This is a genomic window from Pseudomonas sp. DCB_AW, assembly GCF_026240895.1.
Lineage (GTDB): Bacteria > Pseudomonadota > Gammaproteobacteria > Pseudomonadales > Pseudomonadaceae > Aquipseudomonas > Aquipseudomonas kermanshahensis.
Genome location: NZ_JAPFCE010000003.1, coordinates 38,555 through 54,902, shown reverse-complemented (window position 1 = coordinate 54,902; position 16,348 = coordinate 38,555). Strand labels below are relative to the sequence as shown.

The 16,348-nt window shown below is 56.3% G+C and carries 15 protein-coding genes; 13 read left to right on the top strand and 2 right to left on the bottom strand.

All coding sequences use genetic code 11. The features are described from left to right. The first annotated feature begins 1 nt into the window (after window position 1). The 4 genes from traD to OO306_RS03475 all read left to right on the top strand — a co-directional run bounded on the left by traD (window position 2) and on the right by OO306_RS03475 (window position 5,300). Window positions 2-2,128, top strand: coding sequence for a type IV conjugative transfer system coupling protein TraD (traD, locus tag OO306_RS03490; protein WP_265967706.1), 2,127 nt, complete (start codon window positions 2-4; stop codon window positions 2,126-2,128). 33 nt (window positions 2,129-2,161) lie between these two features. Next, complete coding sequence (locus OO306_RS03485) at window positions 2,162-2,890, top strand: TIGR03747 family integrating conjugative element membrane protein (protein WP_265967705.1); 729 nt, start codon at window positions 2,162-2,164, stop codon at window positions 2,888-2,890. Between the two features lie 315 nt (window positions 2,891-3,205). Next, window positions 3,206-4,843: an SIR2 family protein gene (locus tag OO306_RS03480; RefSeq protein WP_265967704.1), complete on the top strand. Its 1,638-nt coding sequence runs from the start codon at window positions 3,206-3,208 to the stop codon at window positions 4,841-4,843. Continuing rightward, the gene (locus OO306_RS03475; RefSeq protein ID WP_265967703.1) at window positions 4,836-5,300 is read left to right on the top strand and encodes a nucleoside 2-deoxyribosyltransferase; all 465 of its coding nucleotides are present in this window, start codon (window positions 4,836-4,838) and stop codon (window positions 5,298-5,300) included. The genes OO306_RS03480 and OO306_RS03475 overlap by 8 nt, the downstream gene beginning before the upstream one ends. Before the next feature lie 116 nt (window positions 5,301-5,416). On the opposite strand, the gene OO306_RS03470 is transcribed toward OO306_RS03475, so the two are convergent. After that, window positions 5,417-7,516, bottom strand: coding sequence for a DEAD/DEAH box helicase (locus OO306_RS03470; protein WP_265967702.1), 2,100 nt, complete (start codon window positions 7,514-7,516; stop codon window positions 5,417-5,419). Between the two features lies 1 nt (window position 7,517). Continuing rightward, window positions 7,518-8,435: a DUF1837 domain-containing protein gene (locus tag OO306_RS03465; RefSeq protein WP_265967701.1), complete on the bottom strand. Its 918-nt coding sequence runs from the start codon at window positions 8,433-8,435 to the stop codon at window positions 7,518-7,520. A 208-nt stretch (window positions 8,436-8,643) separates the two neighbouring features. Here OO306_RS03465 and OO306_RS03460 point away from each other — a divergent pair, with 208 nt between their 5' ends. From OO306_RS03460 to OO306_RS03420, 9 genes are read left to right on the top strand one after another with little or no spacing between them, the layout of a single operon-like run. Further along, entirely contained in the window at window positions 8,644-8,979 is a 336-nt protein-coding gene (locus OO306_RS03460; RefSeq protein ID WP_265967700.1) for an RAQPRD family integrative conjugative element protein, read from the top strand. Further along, the gene (locus OO306_RS03455; protein ID WP_265967699.1) at window positions 8,966-9,205 is read left to right on the top strand and encodes a TIGR03758 family integrating conjugative element protein; all 240 of its coding nucleotides are present in this window, start codon (window positions 8,966-8,968) and stop codon (window positions 9,203-9,205) included. Before OO306_RS03460 ends, OO306_RS03455 begins: the two co-directional genes overlap by 14 nt. Before the next feature lie 15 nt (window positions 9,206-9,220). Continuing rightward, window positions 9,221-9,598: a TIGR03745 family integrating conjugative element membrane protein gene (locus tag OO306_RS03450; protein ID WP_265967698.1), complete on the top strand. Its 378-nt coding sequence runs from the start codon at window positions 9,221-9,223 to the stop codon at window positions 9,596-9,598. Window positions 9,599-9,605: 7 nt separating this feature from the next. Continuing rightward, complete coding sequence (locus OO306_RS03445; protein ID WP_265967697.1) at window positions 9,606-10,007, top strand: TIGR03750 family conjugal transfer protein; 402 nt, start codon at window positions 9,606-9,608, stop codon at window positions 10,005-10,007. Next, the gene (locus tag OO306_RS03440; RefSeq protein WP_265967696.1) at window positions 10,004-10,645 is read left to right on the top strand and encodes a PFL_4703 family integrating conjugative element protein; all 642 of its coding nucleotides are present in this window, start codon (window positions 10,004-10,006) and stop codon (window positions 10,643-10,645) included. Before OO306_RS03445 ends, OO306_RS03440 begins: the two co-directional genes overlap by 4 nt. Then, window positions 10,642-11,448: a TIGR03749 family integrating conjugative element protein gene (locus OO306_RS03435; protein ID WP_265967695.1), complete on the top strand. Its 807-nt coding sequence runs from the start codon at window positions 10,642-10,644 to the stop codon at window positions 11,446-11,448. Before OO306_RS03440 ends, OO306_RS03435 begins: the two co-directional genes overlap by 4 nt. Continuing rightward, window positions 11,438-12,946 (top strand): TIGR03752 family integrating conjugative element protein, encoded by a 1,509-nt coding sequence (locus OO306_RS03430; RefSeq protein WP_265967694.1) that lies wholly within the window; start codon window positions 11,438-11,440, stop codon window positions 12,944-12,946. The genes OO306_RS03435 and OO306_RS03430 overlap by 11 nt, the downstream gene beginning before the upstream one ends. Then, window positions 12,909-13,328 carry a TIGR03751 family conjugal transfer lipoprotein gene (locus OO306_RS03425; RefSeq protein ID WP_265967693.1) on the top strand — a complete coding sequence of 140 codons (420 nt, stop codon included), beginning with the start codon at window positions 12,909-12,911 and terminating at the stop codon, window positions 13,326-13,328. Before OO306_RS03430 ends, OO306_RS03425 begins: the two co-directional genes overlap by 38 nt. Further along, window positions 13,328-16,069, top strand: coding sequence for a conjugative transfer ATPase (locus tag OO306_RS03420; RefSeq protein ID WP_265967692.1), 2,742 nt, complete (start codon window positions 13,328-13,330; stop codon window positions 16,067-16,069). Before OO306_RS03425 ends, OO306_RS03420 begins: the two co-directional genes overlap by 1 nt. Window positions 16,070-16,348 lie beyond the last annotated feature (279 nt).

The window sequence follows — 16,348 nt, the reverse complement described above, 5'->3', positions numbered from 1 at the left end:
CATGGGCGAACATGCGATGGAGTCCCTGCTGCGCCCTGCGGTGGAGCTGTACACCGTGGGCATCTGCGCCGGTGCCGGTGCCCTATGCCTGCATTCGCCCTGGGCATTAGCCCTGTCGCCCGAGGTAGGGGCAGGCATGGCACTGGCCTACACCGCATTCGGCCTGAAGCGGCTTAACGAGGCACGGATCGTCCTGCGCTACCGGCGCAACATCCGCCGCCTGCCGCGCTATTCGCTGACCAGCCGGCAGATCCCGGTGAGCGGCAAGCGCCTGTTCATGGGCCGTGGCTTTCGCTGGACCCGCCTGCACACCCAGCGCCTGCTCGAGGCGCAGGACCCGGCGCTGGCCCGCTATGTCAATCAATCGACTGCTCACCAGTGGGCGCGCCGGATGGAGCACTTGCTGGAGAAGGCTCCCCCCGGGCTGTCGCTACTGCCACGCCTGACTGCCTGGGACAGCCCATTCAACCCGGTACGTCCGCTACCGCCAGTGGGTGGTTCTCCACTGCTGCATGGCGTCGAGCCGCAGGAACAGGAAGCCAGCTTGCCGCTGGGCGAACGTGTCGGGCACACCTTGGTGCTGGGGACCACACGAGTCGGCAAAACGCGCCTGGCCGAGGTATACATAACGCAGGACATCCATCGACCCAGCCAGGAGGTGGTGATCGTCTTCGATCCCAAGGGCGATGCCGACTTGCTCAAGCGCATGTACGTGGAGGCGCAGCGCGCCGGCCGCGAGCACGAGTTCTATGTGTTCCACCTAGGCTGGCCGGAGATCTCCGCCCGCTACAACGCCATCGGCCGCTTCGGCCGCATCTCCGAAGTCGCCACCCGCATCGCTGGCCAACTGAGCGGTGAAGGCAACTCGGCTGCATTTCGCGAGTTCGCCTGGCGGTTCGTCAACATCATCGCCCGGGCGCTGATCGAGCTCGGCCGGCGCCCAGACTATCTGCAGATCCAGCGGCACGTGGTGAACATCGATGCGTTGTTCATCGAGTACGCTCAACACTTCTTCGCCCGTCATGATCCGCAGGCCTGGGAAGCAATCGTGCAGATCGAAGGTCGCCTGAACGAGAAGAACATCCCGCGGCATATGATTGGCCGGGAAAAGCGCGTGGTCGCCATCGAGCAGTACCTGACCGCAAAACGCATTTTCGATCCGGTAATGGACGGCCTCCGTTCGGCGGTACGCTACGACCGCACCTACTTCGACAAGATCGTAGCCTCGCTGTTGCCGCTGCTGGAAAAGCTCACCAGTGGCAAGACAGCGCAACTGCTCGCCCCCAACTACACCGACCTCGACGATCCGCGGCCGATCTTTGACTGGCTGCAGGTCATCCGCAAGCGCGGCATCGTCTACGTCGGCCTGGATGCGCTGTCCGATGCTGAAGTCGCCGCTGCTGTCGGCAACTCGATGTTTACCGACCTGGTCTCCGTCGCCGGCCATATCTACAAGCACGGCATTGACCACGGGCTGCCAGGCTCCTCCAGCGCCGCGGACAAGGTGCCGATCAACCTGCACGCCGACGAGTTCAACGAGCTGATGGGGGACGAGTTCATTCCGCTGATCAACAAGGGTGGCGGCGCCGGTATCCAGGTTACCGCCTACACCCAGACCTTGAGCGACATTGAGGCGCGTATCGGCAACCGGGCCAAGGCCGGTCAGGTCATCGGCAATTTCAACACCCTGCAGATGCTACGGGTACGGGAGACCGCCACCGCCGAACTGCTGACCAACCAGTTGCCCAAGGTCAATGTGCAGACCCGCACCCTGGTCTCTGGCGCGACGGACACCGCCGATCCGGATGCCCGAACCGACTTCACCTCCTCCTCGCAGGATCGGGTTACCACCACCGCCGTACCACTGATCGAACCGGCGCACATCATCGCCCTACCCAAGGGACAGATGTTCTCGTTTCAGGAGGGCGGGCAACTGTGGAAGGTGCACATGCCGCTACCGAAGCCGGCTAGCGACGATGCGATGCCGGCGGACCTACAGACCCTGGCCGCGAGTATGCGCGATTCCTACAACGCCAGTGCGGGAAGTTGGTGGAGCAGCGCTGGCGGTGCGCCGACGATCGATTTCGACCCAGAGCAGCCGCCACCCGGGCGCAGGCACTCCCTGTAAGCGCGCGGTCAGCAACCGAGATGTGGAGCCCGTATGCCTACCACCCCAGCCATCCCACCTCCTCCACAGCGAAGTCCGGGCCTTATCTTCGGCATGCTCGAACTATGCCTGCGGCTACTCGGCCTGCTGTTCGCGTCGCTAATCTTCTCCATCGTGCTGGAGTTCGTAGGCATGCTCTGGTTCTGGCCCGAGCAGGGCTGGCATCACAGCCATACCATGTGGCTGAGTGAGCTAGGCTGGCTCAGTAATCACTTCAAGAGCTCACTGCTCGTGAAAGAACCCGCGCAGGCTACCGCGAAGGTACTCGAGCACTTGAATGACTGGGTCGTAGTGCGCTCTGGATGGGAGCAATCCGATACCCAGCTGAAGCTGCTCAGTCACGAGACATCATTGCAGGGGCAGTTCGCGCAGGCATATGTGCTAGTGCAGGACTACCTGCTTGCAGCATTGTTCACGATCTTCACTTTCGTAGTGCGCCTAGCCGTGCTCGCCTTGGCCACCCCCCTGTTCTTACTCGCGGTGATCACTGGTGGCGTCGACGGCTTGATGCGCCGTGACCTGCGCAAATTCGGAGCGGGACGCGAGAGCAGCTTTGTCTACCATAGAGCGAAGCGAACATTGCTGCCGTTGATGATAAGCCCTTGGATCATCTATCTCTCCCTGCCTTGGTCACTCAACCCCATCTGGGTGCTGTTACCATGTGCCGCGCTGCTCGGGTGCATGGTGGCGATAACCGCCACGACGTTCAAAAAATACCTTTAACTGCTGTGCATTACCTGACGAGGCATCTCAGACCCGACCGATCCAGTCAGCACGCGCCTGCGGATCACCTAAGGCCTCGGCGCGAGTGTTTCAATCTTGACCCAATCGAAATGCTGTCTCTATCCATACTTCCACGCCCTCAGGCTCTTTGGCAGTGGTAGCTATCGATTCCGTCTTTAATCTGGCTACCAATGCATTAAAAAAATCGAATATACTTACTCGATCCATAAGCCAACCCCCACACGAACCACATTAGTATTTCAGACAATTATCTGTTTGATTTTTATCTCACAGCTTACGCTAGGGAAGACAATAATGGCTCCGACGGAATCAAAATTTCAATCCAGTGAGGTCATAGCTGCGTGGAAGTATATATGCCAACTTCGAGTACAGCTCCATAAAAACAAGGCAAGTCTGGTCCTGGGAGCTGGAATCAGCTGGAATTTAAAGCTTCCTCTTTGGGAGAGCTTAATCGAGAAAATAAAGAATGCCATGCAAACTAAGGCACCCGAAGCCATGCTGGTCACCGATGCGCCCGGAAAGGCCGCACTAGTACTTTTCGAAATATTTTACTCATTTAAAAAATCTGAAATCATCGCAAGTGAGATCTACACTGACTCAAACTTAGTGGAGCGTAAAATCCTCTCTGACTGGCGCGAACTGATTCATGAAGCTTTATATAGCGACACAAAAGAAAACGAGCGCCGAAAAACTATCGACGAGCACCCATACTTCAAGCAGATGATAGCCTTCATCAAACAATCAGAATTGACTGTCAACTACAATTTTGATGATTATGTTGAGTATGGCTTGTCATTTACGGACCTCAACCCAACCAAACATGAGCGCCCCTATCAAACCATCTGGTCTCACCACTCACAGTTCACCAAGGACAAGTGCGTAATTTATCACCCAAACGGCTTTCTACCATTCGACAAAAAGAAGTTTCAAAGTGAAAATTTGATATTTTCCGATGGGGCTTTCGCGGATCAACTCCTTGAAGGGATTGGCGGTGGCCTTTCAACTTTGCTTCATGTACTGACAAAGAAGACCAGCATATTGCTAGGACACTCACTGACAGACTCAACCTTATTACACCTTCTCCGTAAGTCCGCCACGATAAGCCCCGGCAACTACAATTATTTCATTCGATACGTGAGAGACGACGAAACATTAGACGCCCAATCTAAGGCTGCTATTTTTGAGGCAAACTTTAACAACTACAACCTCATTACTCTATTCTTCAGAAATTCAGACATTCGAGAGTTTTTGGACGCAATAACACTTCCAGAAGATGACTTCTTGCTTGAATCTGACATCCTCGGACTTCCCACCAAATATTGTTATTACATGGTTGGTTCTATAGGAATTGGGAAGTCTACCGTCTTAAGCCAGTTCGGCAATTTAATAACGCTCGATGAGTGGTTCGACGAGCGCCCTGCCGAAATGGCGAATTCACCAGAAGATTTATCCACCTATAAGACCATCACTATCGACTCCTGGACAAACCAGCAATTCGGAAAGAAAAACAATTACCTGTCAAGTAAGAAGGTTGGTGTATTCATAATTGATAGGTCCCCGATGGACCCATTGACTTTTGTCGTGGACATCACCATTGAGGACCGAGCTCGATCAATGCTCTGCCAAGGAATTAGGCCCGGAAAATCATCAAAGACTGTAGCAGCTGGAGAAATCATTCACATGATTGGCGAGCCTTCAGAGATATGGTCGAGGCTGATAACAAAGAGAAAGGAAACCAGTTGGCCTCCTGAAAAGATAGCTCAGCTACAGGACAAAAGCCTTAAACTGTACAAACCCTTAAATCCAAACTTCGTCCAGTCAACTGGAAGGAAAGAAACAGATGTAATCCGCGATGTTGCTAAGATAATATTTTCGGCAGCATACACCCCTTCCGACCTAGACAGCGAACTTAGGAATATCGCAAATGCCTAAAAGACCTAGCTTGTATCTTGCCGCCCCACTCTTCAATGAAATGGAGTTAAACTACAACTCTTCATTGAAAAAAGAACTCTCCTCATTTTTTGATGTTTTTCTACCGCAAGACGACGGCCTATTATTGCGCGACATCGTTAAAGGTGGAGTTCGGGAAGACATTGCCGCCAGAATGGTATTTGATGCAGACATCCTGGCCATGTCAGAATCCGACATTATATTAGCAGTGCTTCACGGCGCACACATAGACGAAGGTGTAGCATTTGAATTAGGCTACTGCTTTGCAAATAACAAGAGATGCATCGCCCTGCAGGAAGATATCAGACAGGCGTTACCCACTGGAAACAACCCAATGATTAGCCAGAGTTGTGAAAGAATATTTAGAGACATAAACAGCCTACTGGACTGGGTGAGAATAAATTTCCAAGCCCGATCTTCCACCCGATCCAGCAGCTAAATTGGTAAGTGTCAATTACAGTTGATAGCATAAATTTCGAGGCGGCGTGACTTGACCGCCTTCTGTAAATGTAGCCAAAGGCATTACCCACGCGATCTCTGCTTAATTAAAACAGCTCATCGATGAGTAATACCTTCGTAGAAATAATTAAGAATGTATAGCTCAAACCGATCCCCTTGACTATTAAAATAGTCCAGAATCTTATCTTTTTTCTGCAATAACTTATTTATGGCAGCATGAATATCTGATTGCTCATCCTCAAAGTCATGTAAGCCGGAGCGATGAATTATTTTTGAAATCGATCTCGGCAGCCCATACTCCTCCAACTGATAGACTACTTTTGGCAAAAAAGCAGAAGAAACTTTTGCTATGAACGGGCTAATGTCGTTTGCGGGCGCTCCCAGAAGCTTCTCCTGCAGAACACAGATATCACCCAACAGCCCTGGCAAGCGGAAAGTTACGGTTCTCTCTAGCTTAAAGAAATCGTCCACACCAATATCAAGACTTTCCATTTGTGCCAAAAGTTCTGGAATCGAGTACCGCCAATTCCCAGACAGTATCTTGATAAACTCAACAACGCTAGTATATGATGCGCCCCAAACCCCGGGTTGCAGCCGCAAGATCTTGTATAGTAGGCGATCCCAGTCGCCGGTTCGCTCAGAATTAAGGTACTTCAACCCGTTCCAGGAGTTAGGATTATTGTGCAGATCAGTCACAATATCCTTGATTACGCCAGAGTGCGTTGTTTGAATGGAGTTACTATCACGTATAAACTTGTAGCCGTCATCACCGACAAGCTCAACAAGCTCTTCTTTATACGCCACGATTTTAGCGATTTGATCTGCCGTCAAATCGTCTCGAAAATCCTCTTCATTAGTTCCGCCCAATAATTCATCTGGCACCGATAGCTTTAGCTCAGTAGCAACTTCAACTGGAGGTTTATCCAAAATATAAATATTACCAACGAAGTGTCGAAGCATTCGGCCTCCTCGCCCAATAATATTCTTGTATGAAAAATCTGTGATTTTAGCCGTGCCTTTACCGCTACGATTACTCCAAAGCACAACATTCTGCGCTGAAGTATTAACACCTTCAATTATCGAAGAGGTAGATACTATTCGCTGAAGCCCGTCAACTTCTTCAAACAAGCGGATTTGTAATTGACTCAAGGATCGATGCAGCTGGCCATTATGAATGCCGGCTCCACGTTTCACCAGTTGAGTAAGCGGCCAATTAGGATCATAGTTCTTGGCAAGCCAGTAGCTAAAATCTTCTAAAAGTGGGCTAGTGCTCCGAGCAGCGTCAGCGATAAGAAGAGTTGTGACGCGGTCGATATTTGAATAAGTTCCAGCGTAGATCAGCGTTTTCCCAGTTGTTTCTGAAAGGATCTTAAGGAGGACTTCACTCTTTCTGACTTCGTCCCCACCTATCTCTTCGTGGAGGTCGTACTTCTTTAAGAAAACCGTATTGAAATCTAAGTTGCAAAACTCCATGCCCTTAGTAAAAACATTGTCTTTAATGCTACTAATATTCGGCGCTAGGAAGTATCGCTGTTTTGACAATTTACTTAACCGGAGAATTGCTTTCAGCAAAGCTGGCGAGCGCTCCTTATCCAACGCATGACTCGCCTTATAAAACTCATCAATAATTAGAATATCCAATGACTCGAGCTTCTCAGCATACTGAATAGCCCTTTCAGGAGGAAATATTAAAATATTGTTATCCGCAAGCGTTTGGTCTGCTGTAGTAATGATCTTATATTTGGAACCAAACTTCAGCTGCAATCTCCGTCTAGTCTCATCAGTCAGGGCTATCGTCGGGACAATTATTGCAATATTTTTGGGTCGCCTCACAGATATAAACGAGTCTATGACAAAGCTCTTCCCAAAACTTGTCGGCGCACTTACAGCAATACTTTCCCCATCGAGCAACTTATGAAGCAAGAATGACTGCTCTCGGTGCAGTGTGATTTTTTCACTCCCACCCACATCTACCTTAAATGCCTCATGAACTAATCTATCCTGCCAAGAAGACGAGTTTAATTCTAAATAAGGATAAAGGCCAGCTCTGCGAATGAGGTGATTTACTATCGGCGAGTATGACGTACCCGAGACCTTGAACTCATGTAGAAGCTTTATCAACTCATCCCTCGCGGCACTTTCATTTCCGCCTTCCATAAGATCGTTGACGACGTGACACTGCTCAAACGCATCCATGCTACTCATCTCGTAAAAACTCAACCTTAGAAACGAACTTATCGACTATTGGCGCTTTCTGAGGAACCGGAAATAATATGATGTGGAACTTTATCTCAGAGTAAAGAAAAACCCTACCCCCAAGCTCCTCCGCTTGCTTCTTGAAATAGGCCAGCGCTCTCTGCTTATGATACTCAATAATTTCTAACTCATAAGCTGCGCTAAATGTTCCAGAGCCATTAGTGATATCACACTCGTGCAACAACAAAATAGGTATATTTAGCCTTGGCTTCAGCCCATCAATTGAATTCTGATTTGAAAGAGAATCTTTAATTCGCGCAACAAGCTCTGCATCAAGGCAAAGCCCATTCAGATCGCTCACATTAGTAATTATGCTATTTTCTTTCTTTAATTTGTTCGTATCAAGAGCATTTTCCACTGAAGCAATAATCGAACCCAGCCTGGCATCCTTGATACTGGTATAAAACTTAGCCTCACCAAACCATATACTAAAATCTTTTCCCTCCAAGACAATGTGCACGCTATCCGCACCCTTTGCATTATCTTGAGAATTTTGCTTGTAAAAGATTTTAGGCACTACCGGCAAAGCCGAATATTGATGCTTCATAATTCCATAAAGCACAATTTCAGCCAACTCACTACCACGCCCAATATCACCGTCTTTGTCGGTCAACCGGAGATTTTTTGCTGCAGCCCTCAATAAGGAAGATGGCTTACCGCCCAGGCTTTCTCGCTCCCTCTGTGATAGTGAAGTTTCTGCGATATTATCCCAAATAAAGTCCTGGAACTTAGTATATCTCCACTTGCCATCTTCGTAATCATTGACCACGCTTAAAACCTTCTTTTGAGCCGTCATTTCAGAGGGCTCAATAAGTTTTAAATCGTCAAAATGGCAATCAATAAGTATCGAGAAATCCATTTCAAACCCACACATTCATTGGTAATGGCATAGTGCCTTGATTCTGTGGGAGGCGCCATGCCTCGTCAAGCCTCAACATCGGCTCTGGGTCGACAGCTGAACGGATCAGCGCAGTCATAAAAAATGACTCAGTCCAATTCCTTTTTTCACATGCCAATGCCAAACCACGCCTTCAAGGTGGATACCAGATGCACAACTGGACTTTGCCATGACGACTATTTCTTCCGCCCTGCTTCTTGCCTATCTGGTGTCGCTCGGTGCCGTAGCTCAAGAGGGGCGCGAGCGTTCGGATCTGAGCCTGGTGCAGCGGCAGATCACCGCGATTGAGCTGTTGGCCGACCGTGCAAGCAGCGGCTCAGCCGATGCTGCTGGGGGCCGCTATCGCTTCGATTATTCAAGGTTCGCTGCGGACCTCGAGCGTATGCGTCAAGGCATCCACAAATACCTTTCACCCTCCCGCTCGCAGCCGGGTGACATGGTTGAGCTGACCGGGGATTACCGTGCCGAAGCGTACCTCGCGAGACCATCCGATGAGCATGACTGAAGCCCAACTCAGCGCGTTTTCGGCCGTGGCCGGATTTACCCCGCAGCTCAGTTCGGTGCTGTGGCGGTCATCGGTGCTCGTACTCGCATTGCTCTGGTGCACCTGGGCGCTGTGGACCGGCTACCGCGGCTGGGCGGCCGGCAACCTCAATTTCGGTGCGCTCGGCGGCAGCACGCTGCGCCTGGTCCTGGCCCTGATCGTGCTGATGTTTTTCATGCTGTCGTAATCAGGAGAACTTGCCATGAACCTCTCCCGCCGTTGCCATCGCCCGCTCGTTCTGTTGCGGGAGTCCTGTTCGCAAGTCCTTTTCGGTGGCCTGGTGTTGCTGAGTTCGACGCTGGCTTGGGCCGACCTGCCGACCATGGAAGCACCCTCTCGCGGCGAAGGCTCGGGCCTGATCGACACCATCAAGAACTATGCCTACGACGGCGGCATCCTCCTCGGTCTGTTGATCGCCACCCTCGCCTTCCTCGGCGTGGCCTGGCACTCGCTCACCGTCTACGCCGACGTGCAAAACCAGCGCAAGACCTGGAAGGACCTCGGCGCCGTGGTCGGCGTCGGCGCCCTGCTGGTGGTGGTGATCCTGTGGTTCCTCACCAAAGCCGCGACAATCCTGTGAGGTCACCATGTCCGACGCCCCTACCACCCTGCCTGACGGCACGCTGACCTTCCTCCCTGAGCGCCTCAATCGTGACCCGGCCGTCTTGCGTGGGCTCACCAACGACGAGATGTGGGTCGCGCTGATCGTCGGCGCAGGACTGGGTGTGATCCTCGGTGCGCCGCTGGCGGTGGCCACCGCCTCCATCGCCACCCTCCCCACCTGCATGTTCATTTGTATGGCTTTGGTGTTGCTGGGCGGCGGCAAGCTGATGCGCCGAGCCAAGCGCGCCCGTCCGGAAACCTGGTTGTACCGACGTCTACAGTGGCACTTGGCGGTGCACTGGGGCATCAGCACTCATCAGCTGATACTGCATTCGGGGCCCTGGACCGTCCGCCGTACACGTCGACATGTGAGGGCTGCTGAATGAGCCGTTTCCGCAACAAAGTCGACGCGCAGCAGGCGCATATCTTCAGCCTGCGTCTGGCCGTATCGATCCTGGCACTGCTGTGCTGCGGGCTTTGGTACGGCTGGCAGTCAGCACCCTCCGAGCTGACCATTCACGTGCCGCCCGACCTGCGCTCCGGCAGCACACGCAAATGGTGGGATGTACCCCCGGAAAACATCTATGCCTTCGCGCTGTATATCTTCGGCCAGCTCAACCGCTGGCCCACCGACGGCGAAGTCGACTATCACCGCGCCATCTTTGCCCTGCAACCCTACCTGACCCCGGCGTGCAAGAGCTTCTTCGACGGTGACTTCGAGTACCGCCAGGCCGCCGGCGAACTGCGCGGCCGGGTGCGCGGCGTATACGAGGTGCTGGGCCGCGGCTACAGCGACGACCCCGACCTGCGGGTGAAACAGTTGGACAAGCACAGCTGGCTGGTGAAGCTCGACCTCAACGCCGACGAGTACTACGCCGCAGAGCCAGTGAAACGCGTGGTGGTGCGCTATCCGCTACGGGTGGTGCGCTTCGACGTCGACCCAGAGCACAACAAGTGGGGCCTGGCCCTGGACTGCTACGAAGGCACACCGCAGAAGCTGACGCTGCCTGGAGGTGCGAAATGACGCGTGTCTTGATCATGATTCTGGTGGTGGCCGTCGGCTGGTGTTCAGCCGTTGGTGCCGTCGAGGTCAAATACTGGGACCGCCTGCCGCTGGCCGTTCCACTTACGGTGGGCCAGGAACGCGTCCTGATGCTGGATGAGGATGTGCGCGTCGGACTGCCGAGTGCGATCGCCGGCAAGCTCCGCGTGCAGTCCGTCGGCGGCACGGTGTATCTGCGCGCCGCAGAATCCCTTCCACCTACCCGGTTGCAGCTGCAATCGGTGAAGTCAGGCGACATCATTCTGATCGACATCGAGGCGCTCGAGGGTAGCGAGGCGCTGGAGCCGGTCAAGATAGTGGCCCAGGCTCCGGCACCGGACGTGAACACTGAGAAAGACACGGCACCTGCTGCGACGCCGGTACCGGTGGTGCTCACCCGCTATGCGGCGCAGAACCTCTATGCGCCCCTGCGGACCGTGGCCCCACTGCCCGGTGTGCGACGGGTGCCACTGAGCGACTCTGTTGCGTTCAGCTCGTTGCTACCCACCGAGCGGGTTTCGATCAAGGCACTCGCGGCCTGGCGGCTGGGCGACTACTGGGTGACGGCGGTAAAGATCGTGAACCGCGGTCCCGGCAAGGTCGCGCTTGACCCCCGTCACCTACAGGCCACGCTGTACGCCGCAACCTTCCAGCACGCGGATTTAGGTCTCACCGGTACGCCTGAAGACACCACGGTGGCCTACCTCGTCACCCGCGGCGGCGACCTGAAGCATGCGCTGCTGTTGCCCCCGCCAAAACCGGAGGCTGCCAATCATGAAAGCTAACAGCCTGCTGAAATGGCTGGTGCCTGCGGTCCTGCTGGGCATCGTGCTGATCATCATCAAATCGTGGGTGTCCGCTCCAGATGGCCAGCCCACTCATGATCTGGACAAGGCCACGCTAACTGCCGAACAGGCCAAGGCCTTGGGCATCGCCGGCGACACTCCGCGCGACACCGTGGCCACGCTGATCGGCCAGGTAAAAGCGATGCGCAGCGAAATGCAGACGTTGAAGAAAGGCAACGATGCGCTGCAGACCGAGAACAACCGGCTGCGCACGCGCGAAGGCAACATCGACACGCGCATTCAGAGCACCTTGAGCAGCGTCACCCAACAGGTCACCGAGCAACGCCAGCAGGCCAACGATGCTCGGCAGAAGGCCGAGCAACAGCACCGCGAGACCCAGGGGCTACTCTCCAGGCTCAAGGACCAGCTCACCGGCAAGCCCGCCGCAAAGTCAGATGTTCCTGCGGGCCTCGGTCTTGAACCGGGCGATGAGCAGCAGTTTTCAGGTGCTCCAGCACCCGCAGATGCGGTGCAGTGGATCGAGCCATCGAATACCCGCGCCGGCCAAGAGGACACCGGCAACGCCGACGGTCCGCTGTCGTCGTTGACCTCAAAGTTCAAGGACCTGCACGGCCTGGACAACAACGCCATCGACCGTGGCCAGGACCGCTTGCGTGCCGTCGCTAAAGGCGAACGTGACCTGGAGAACGCCCAGGACCGTACCGAAGGTGCCCGCCCCGTCTACACCATCCCCGAGAATTCGACGCTGACGGGCTCGATAGCGATGACCGCGCTGATTGGCCGGGTGCCGGTGGACGGCACGGTTAACGATCCCTATCCGTTCAAGGTGCTGGTGGGCCCAGACAACCTCACTTCCAACGGCATCGACCTGCCGGACGTGGTCGGCGCGGTCATGGGCGGCACCGCCGCCGGCGACTGGACGCTGTCCTGCGTGCGCGGCCAGGTCGAGTCGATCACCTTTGTCTTCAGCGACGGTACTGTCCGCACGGTGCCGCAGCCGCAGAAGGTCGTCAGCCGCAATCGCAGCAGCACGCAGACCTCGGACACCGAGAAGATCCGCGGCGGCCTGGGCTACATCTCCGACCCTTACGGCATCCCCTGCATTTCCGGCGAGCGCCGCTCCAACGCCCAGCAGTACCTGGGCAGCCAGAGCCTGATCACCGCTGCCGGTGCAGGTTTCGCTGCAGCGCTGGGCAGCGAGCAAACCAACACCTCGTTCATCAATTCGGCCAGCGGCAGCTTGGGCCTGTCTCAGAACAGCGGCAACAGCGCGCTGAACTCGGTGATCAGCGGTGGCATTGGCGACATCCGCGAGTGGATCAACAAGCTCTACGGCGAAGCCTTCGCCGCCATCTACGTGCCGCCCGGGGTCAAGGTGGCTCTGCACCTGGACCACGAAATCAGCATCGACTACGAACCCAAAGGCCGGAGAGTGAACCATGAAAGCCCATCCGTCTCGGTACTGGATCTGGATTAGCCTGCTGCTCGGTCTGCACCTGGCCGGCTGCTCCACCAGCAAGGAAGAAATGCTGCCCCACGGCGATCACACCATGCTGGATATCTGGAACGGCGGTGGCTCGGTCGGTACTCAGCAACAGCTGCTGGAGGCGCGTGGCGAACTGCGTCGCCCGGTGCTTGATCCCGAACGCCTGATCAACGACCAGAGCGCCTACACGCGGACGGCTGCCAACGAGATACGCACCCAGTTCCCGCGCCTGCCCAACCCGGACCTGGTCATGTATGTCTACCCGCATCTGGCCGGTACCCAACAGACGCCAGTGCCTGGCTACTCGACCGTGTTCCCACTGTACGAGAAGGTCCAGTACGCGCTGCCCGGCGAGCGCCTGGACGATCTGTGATGGCCGATGACGCGAGTCGCGACCCGCTGCGCTGGAGGCCCTGGCGTGCGGCGCAGCGTCGGCGCGCCACACTTGCCGATGAGGCCGCCCAGTACGCGCACAACCCCAGCTTTGCCGACCATCTGCCCTGGGTCGAGTACCTCGAGGATGAGCAGTGTTTTCTGCTAGACGACAACCGCTCGGCGGGCGCCGTGTTCGAGCTGCAGCCGATCGGTACCGAGGGTCGTGAGCCCGAATGGTTGATGGCTGCGCGCGATGCGCTGGAAGATGCACTGCAGGATAGCTTCGACGAGCTCGATCAGGCGCCCTGGGTGGTGCAGTTCTTCTGCCAAGACGACAGTGACTTTGCCCCGTACCTTGAAAGCCTGGAGCGTTATATCGCGCCGCGTGCGCGAGGCACGCCGTTCACCGAAGCCTTCTTCGCGTCGATGCAGCGTCACCTTGATGCCGTCGGCAAACCGGGCGGGCTGTTCGACGACCATGTGGTGTCTCACCTCCCCTGGCGCGGTAGCAATCGGCGTATTCGCCTGGTGGTCTACCGCTGGCTCGGGGAGCAGGCTGACGATGATGGGCAGAGCCCGGCTCAGCTGTTGAACCGCACCTGCGACCGCTTGGTGGCCTCGCTGCAGGCCTGCGGGGTCAGCCCTCGGCGGCTGACCGGGCGCGACTTTTACGCCTGGTTGTTGCCTTGGTTCAACCCGGCCCCAGCCCTCACTGGCGAGTCCCCCGCCGCGTTCTATCGACGTGTGCCCTACCCGGACGTGGATGACGGCGAGGAGCTGCCGCTGCCGTTCGACCACGATTTCGCCGAGCGGCTGTTCTTTCAAGAGCCGCGCTCCGATAGCGAGCAGGGTCTGTGGTACTTCGATCAACAGCCTCACGCCGTGATGGTGGTCGACAAGTTGCGCAGGCCACCGCATATCGGCCAGCTGACCGGTGAAACACGCAAGGGCGAAGCGTTGAACGCCTTGTTCGATCAGTTGCCCGAGCGGTCGGTCATGAGCCTGACCTTGGTGATCACGCCCCAGGATGTGCTCGAGGAGCAGCTCAATCGCCTGGCGCGAAAAGCCATCGGCGAGAACCTCGCCTCGACCCAGACCCGTCAGGACGTGGAAGAGGCCCGCGGGCTGATTGGCCGCCAGCACAAGCTGTACCGCGGGACGTTGGCGCTGTACCTGCGCGGCGCCAATGAACAGCAGCTGCGCCAGCGTTCGGTCCAGGCCGCCAATGTGCTGCTCGGCGCCGGCCTACAACCGGTGCGCGAGGGCGATGAAGTGGCCGCGTGCAACAGCTATCTGCGCTGGTTGCCGATGGTCTACAACCCGGCGCGGGACACACGCAACTGGTACACCCGACTGCTGTTTGCCCAGCACGTCGCCAACCTGCTGCCGCTCTGGGGACGCAGCATCGGTACCGGCAACCCGGGCATCACCTTTTTCAACCGTGGCGGTGCGCCGCTGTCGTTCGATCCGCTGTCACGCTTTGACCGCTCGATGAATGGCCATCTGCTGTTGTTCGGCCCGACCGGCGCCGGCAAGTCGGCCACCCTGGTCTCGATCCTGATGCAAGTCATGGCCGTGTACCGGCCCCGACTGTTTATCGTCGAAGCGGGCAACTCCTTTGGCCTGCAGGGCGACTACTTCGCCACGCTCGGGCTGTCCGTCAACAAGGTTCAGCTCAAACCGGGCAGTGATGTGAGCCTGGCGCCGTTCGCCCATGCCCGACGCCTGATCGAACATCCGGATCAGGTAGCCACTCTGTCGACTGAAGACCTGGATGAGGTCGCGCCGGACAATGACGAGCAGCGCGATGTGTTGGGCGAACTGGAGATCACCGCGCGGCTGATGATCACCGGTGGCGAAGCCAAGGAAGAGGCACGCCTGACCCGGGCAGACCGCAGCCTGATCCGCGAGAGCATCCTCGATGCCGCCCGGCACTGCGCGACGACTGAGCAGCAGGTGCTGACCCGCCATGTCCGCGATGCCCTGCGTAAGGTCGCCAGCGACGCCCACCTTCCGGACAAACGCCGCGAGCGCGCGCAGGAGATGGCCGAGTCCATCGACCTGTTCTGTCAGGGTTTCGAGGGCGCCCTGTTCGACCGGTCCGGCACCCCCTGGCCGGAGAGGGACGTGACGATCGTCGATCTCGCCACCTATGCCCGTGAGGGTTACGAAGCGCAGATGTCCATCAGCTACATCAGCTTGATGAACACGGTGAACAACATCGCCGAGCGCGATCAGTACCTGGGGCGACCGATCATCATGGTCACCGACGAAGGCCACATCATCACCAAGAACCCGCTGCTGGCCCCCTTTGTGGTCAAAGGCACGAAGATGTGGCGCAAGCTCGGCGCCTGGTTCTGGCTGGCAACGCAGAACATGGCCGACTTGCCCGATGCGGCGCAGACCATGCTCAACATGATCGAGTGGTGGATCTGCTTGAATATGCCGCCGGCAGAAATCGAGGAGATTGCCCGCTTCAAGAAACTCACGCCGGCGCAAAAAGCGCTGCTGCTCTCCGCAAGCAAGGCCTCGGGCAAATACACCGAGGGCGTGGTCCTGTCGAAGAACCTTGAGACACTATTCCGGGCGGTGCCACCGAGTCTGTACCTCGCGTTGGCCATGACCGAGCCCGAGGAAAAAGCCCAGCGCTGGCGGTTGATGGAGGAGCAGCAACAGTCAGAGCTTGAAGCCGCCCTGCAGGTCGCGGCGCAGATCGATCATCTGCGGGGCATCTCATAATTGTTCCAGCACCACCGGCTTGCAGCCCATATCCACCGGCCCAGTCCTAAAGTGATATGAGTCGCAACTCAAGTTCGTGCGGCCCTCTAGGACAGTCTTAGGATTTGGCCGCTTCCGCACCGATCACGCAAAACAGGCTCAAACCTTAGCGTTCACCGTTGAGGCCACTTTTACGCGAAGGTAAGGTGATGGTCTGCGCCATGCATCGGAGTGAGGATTCTGTGCGCTGATATGAGCGCCGTCCTACCTTGATACCGACTGCTACCTCCACCCTCCCAC

Excerpts from the sequence above, each read along its gene's own strand:
- OO306_RS03470 (WP_265967702.1), bottom strand. The coding sequence starts at position 7,516 with ATGGATGCGTTTGAGCAGTGTCACGTCGTCAACGATCTTATGGAAGGC.
- OO306_RS03425 (WP_265967693.1), top strand. The coding sequence starts at position 12,909 with ATGAAAGCCCATCCGTCTCGGTACTGGATCTGGATTAGCCTGCTGCTC.
- OO306_RS03475 (WP_265967703.1), top strand. The coding sequence starts at position 4,836 with ATGCCTAAAAGACCTAGCTTGTATCTTGCCGCCCCACTCTTCAATGAA.
- OO306_RS03455 (WP_265967699.1), top strand. The coding sequence starts at position 8,966 with ATGAGCATGACTGAAGCCCAACTCAGCGCGTTTTCGGCCGTGGCCGGA.
- OO306_RS03450 (WP_265967698.1), top strand. The coding sequence starts at position 9,221 with ATGAACCTCTCCCGCCGTTGCCATCGCCCGCTCGTTCTGTTGCGGGAG.
- OO306_RS03460 (WP_265967700.1), top strand. The coding sequence starts at position 8,644 with ATGACGACTATTTCTTCCGCCCTGCTTCTTGCCTATCTGGTGTCGCTC.
- OO306_RS03435 (WP_265967695.1), top strand. The coding sequence starts at position 10,642 with ATGACGCGTGTCTTGATCATGATTCTGGTGGTGGCCGTCGGCTGGTGT.
- OO306_RS03420 (WP_265967692.1), top strand. The coding sequence starts at position 13,328 with ATGGCCGATGACGCGAGTCGCGACCCGCTGCGCTGGAGGCCCTGGCGT.
- OO306_RS03445 (WP_265967697.1), top strand. The coding sequence starts at position 9,606 with ATGTCCGACGCCCCTACCACCCTGCCTGACGGCACGCTGACCTTCCTC.
- OO306_RS03480 (WP_265967704.1), top strand. The coding sequence starts at position 3,206 with ATGGCTCCGACGGAATCAAAATTTCAATCCAGTGAGGTCATAGCTGCG.
- OO306_RS03465 (WP_265967701.1), bottom strand. The coding sequence starts at position 8,435 with ATGGATTTCTCGATACTTATTGATTGCCATTTTGACGATTTAAAACTT.
- OO306_RS03440 (WP_265967696.1), top strand. The coding sequence starts at position 10,004 with ATGAGCCGTTTCCGCAACAAAGTCGACGCGCAGCAGGCGCATATCTTC.
- traD (WP_265967706.1), top strand. The coding sequence starts at position 2 with ATGGGCGAACATGCGATGGAGTCCCTGCTGCGCCCTGCGGTGGAGCTG.
- OO306_RS03485 (WP_265967705.1), top strand. The coding sequence starts at position 2,162 with ATGCCTACCACCCCAGCCATCCCACCTCCTCCACAGCGAAGTCCGGGC.
- OO306_RS03430 (WP_265967694.1), top strand. The coding sequence starts at position 11,438 with ATGAAAGCTAACAGCCTGCTGAAATGGCTGGTGCCTGCGGTCCTGCTG.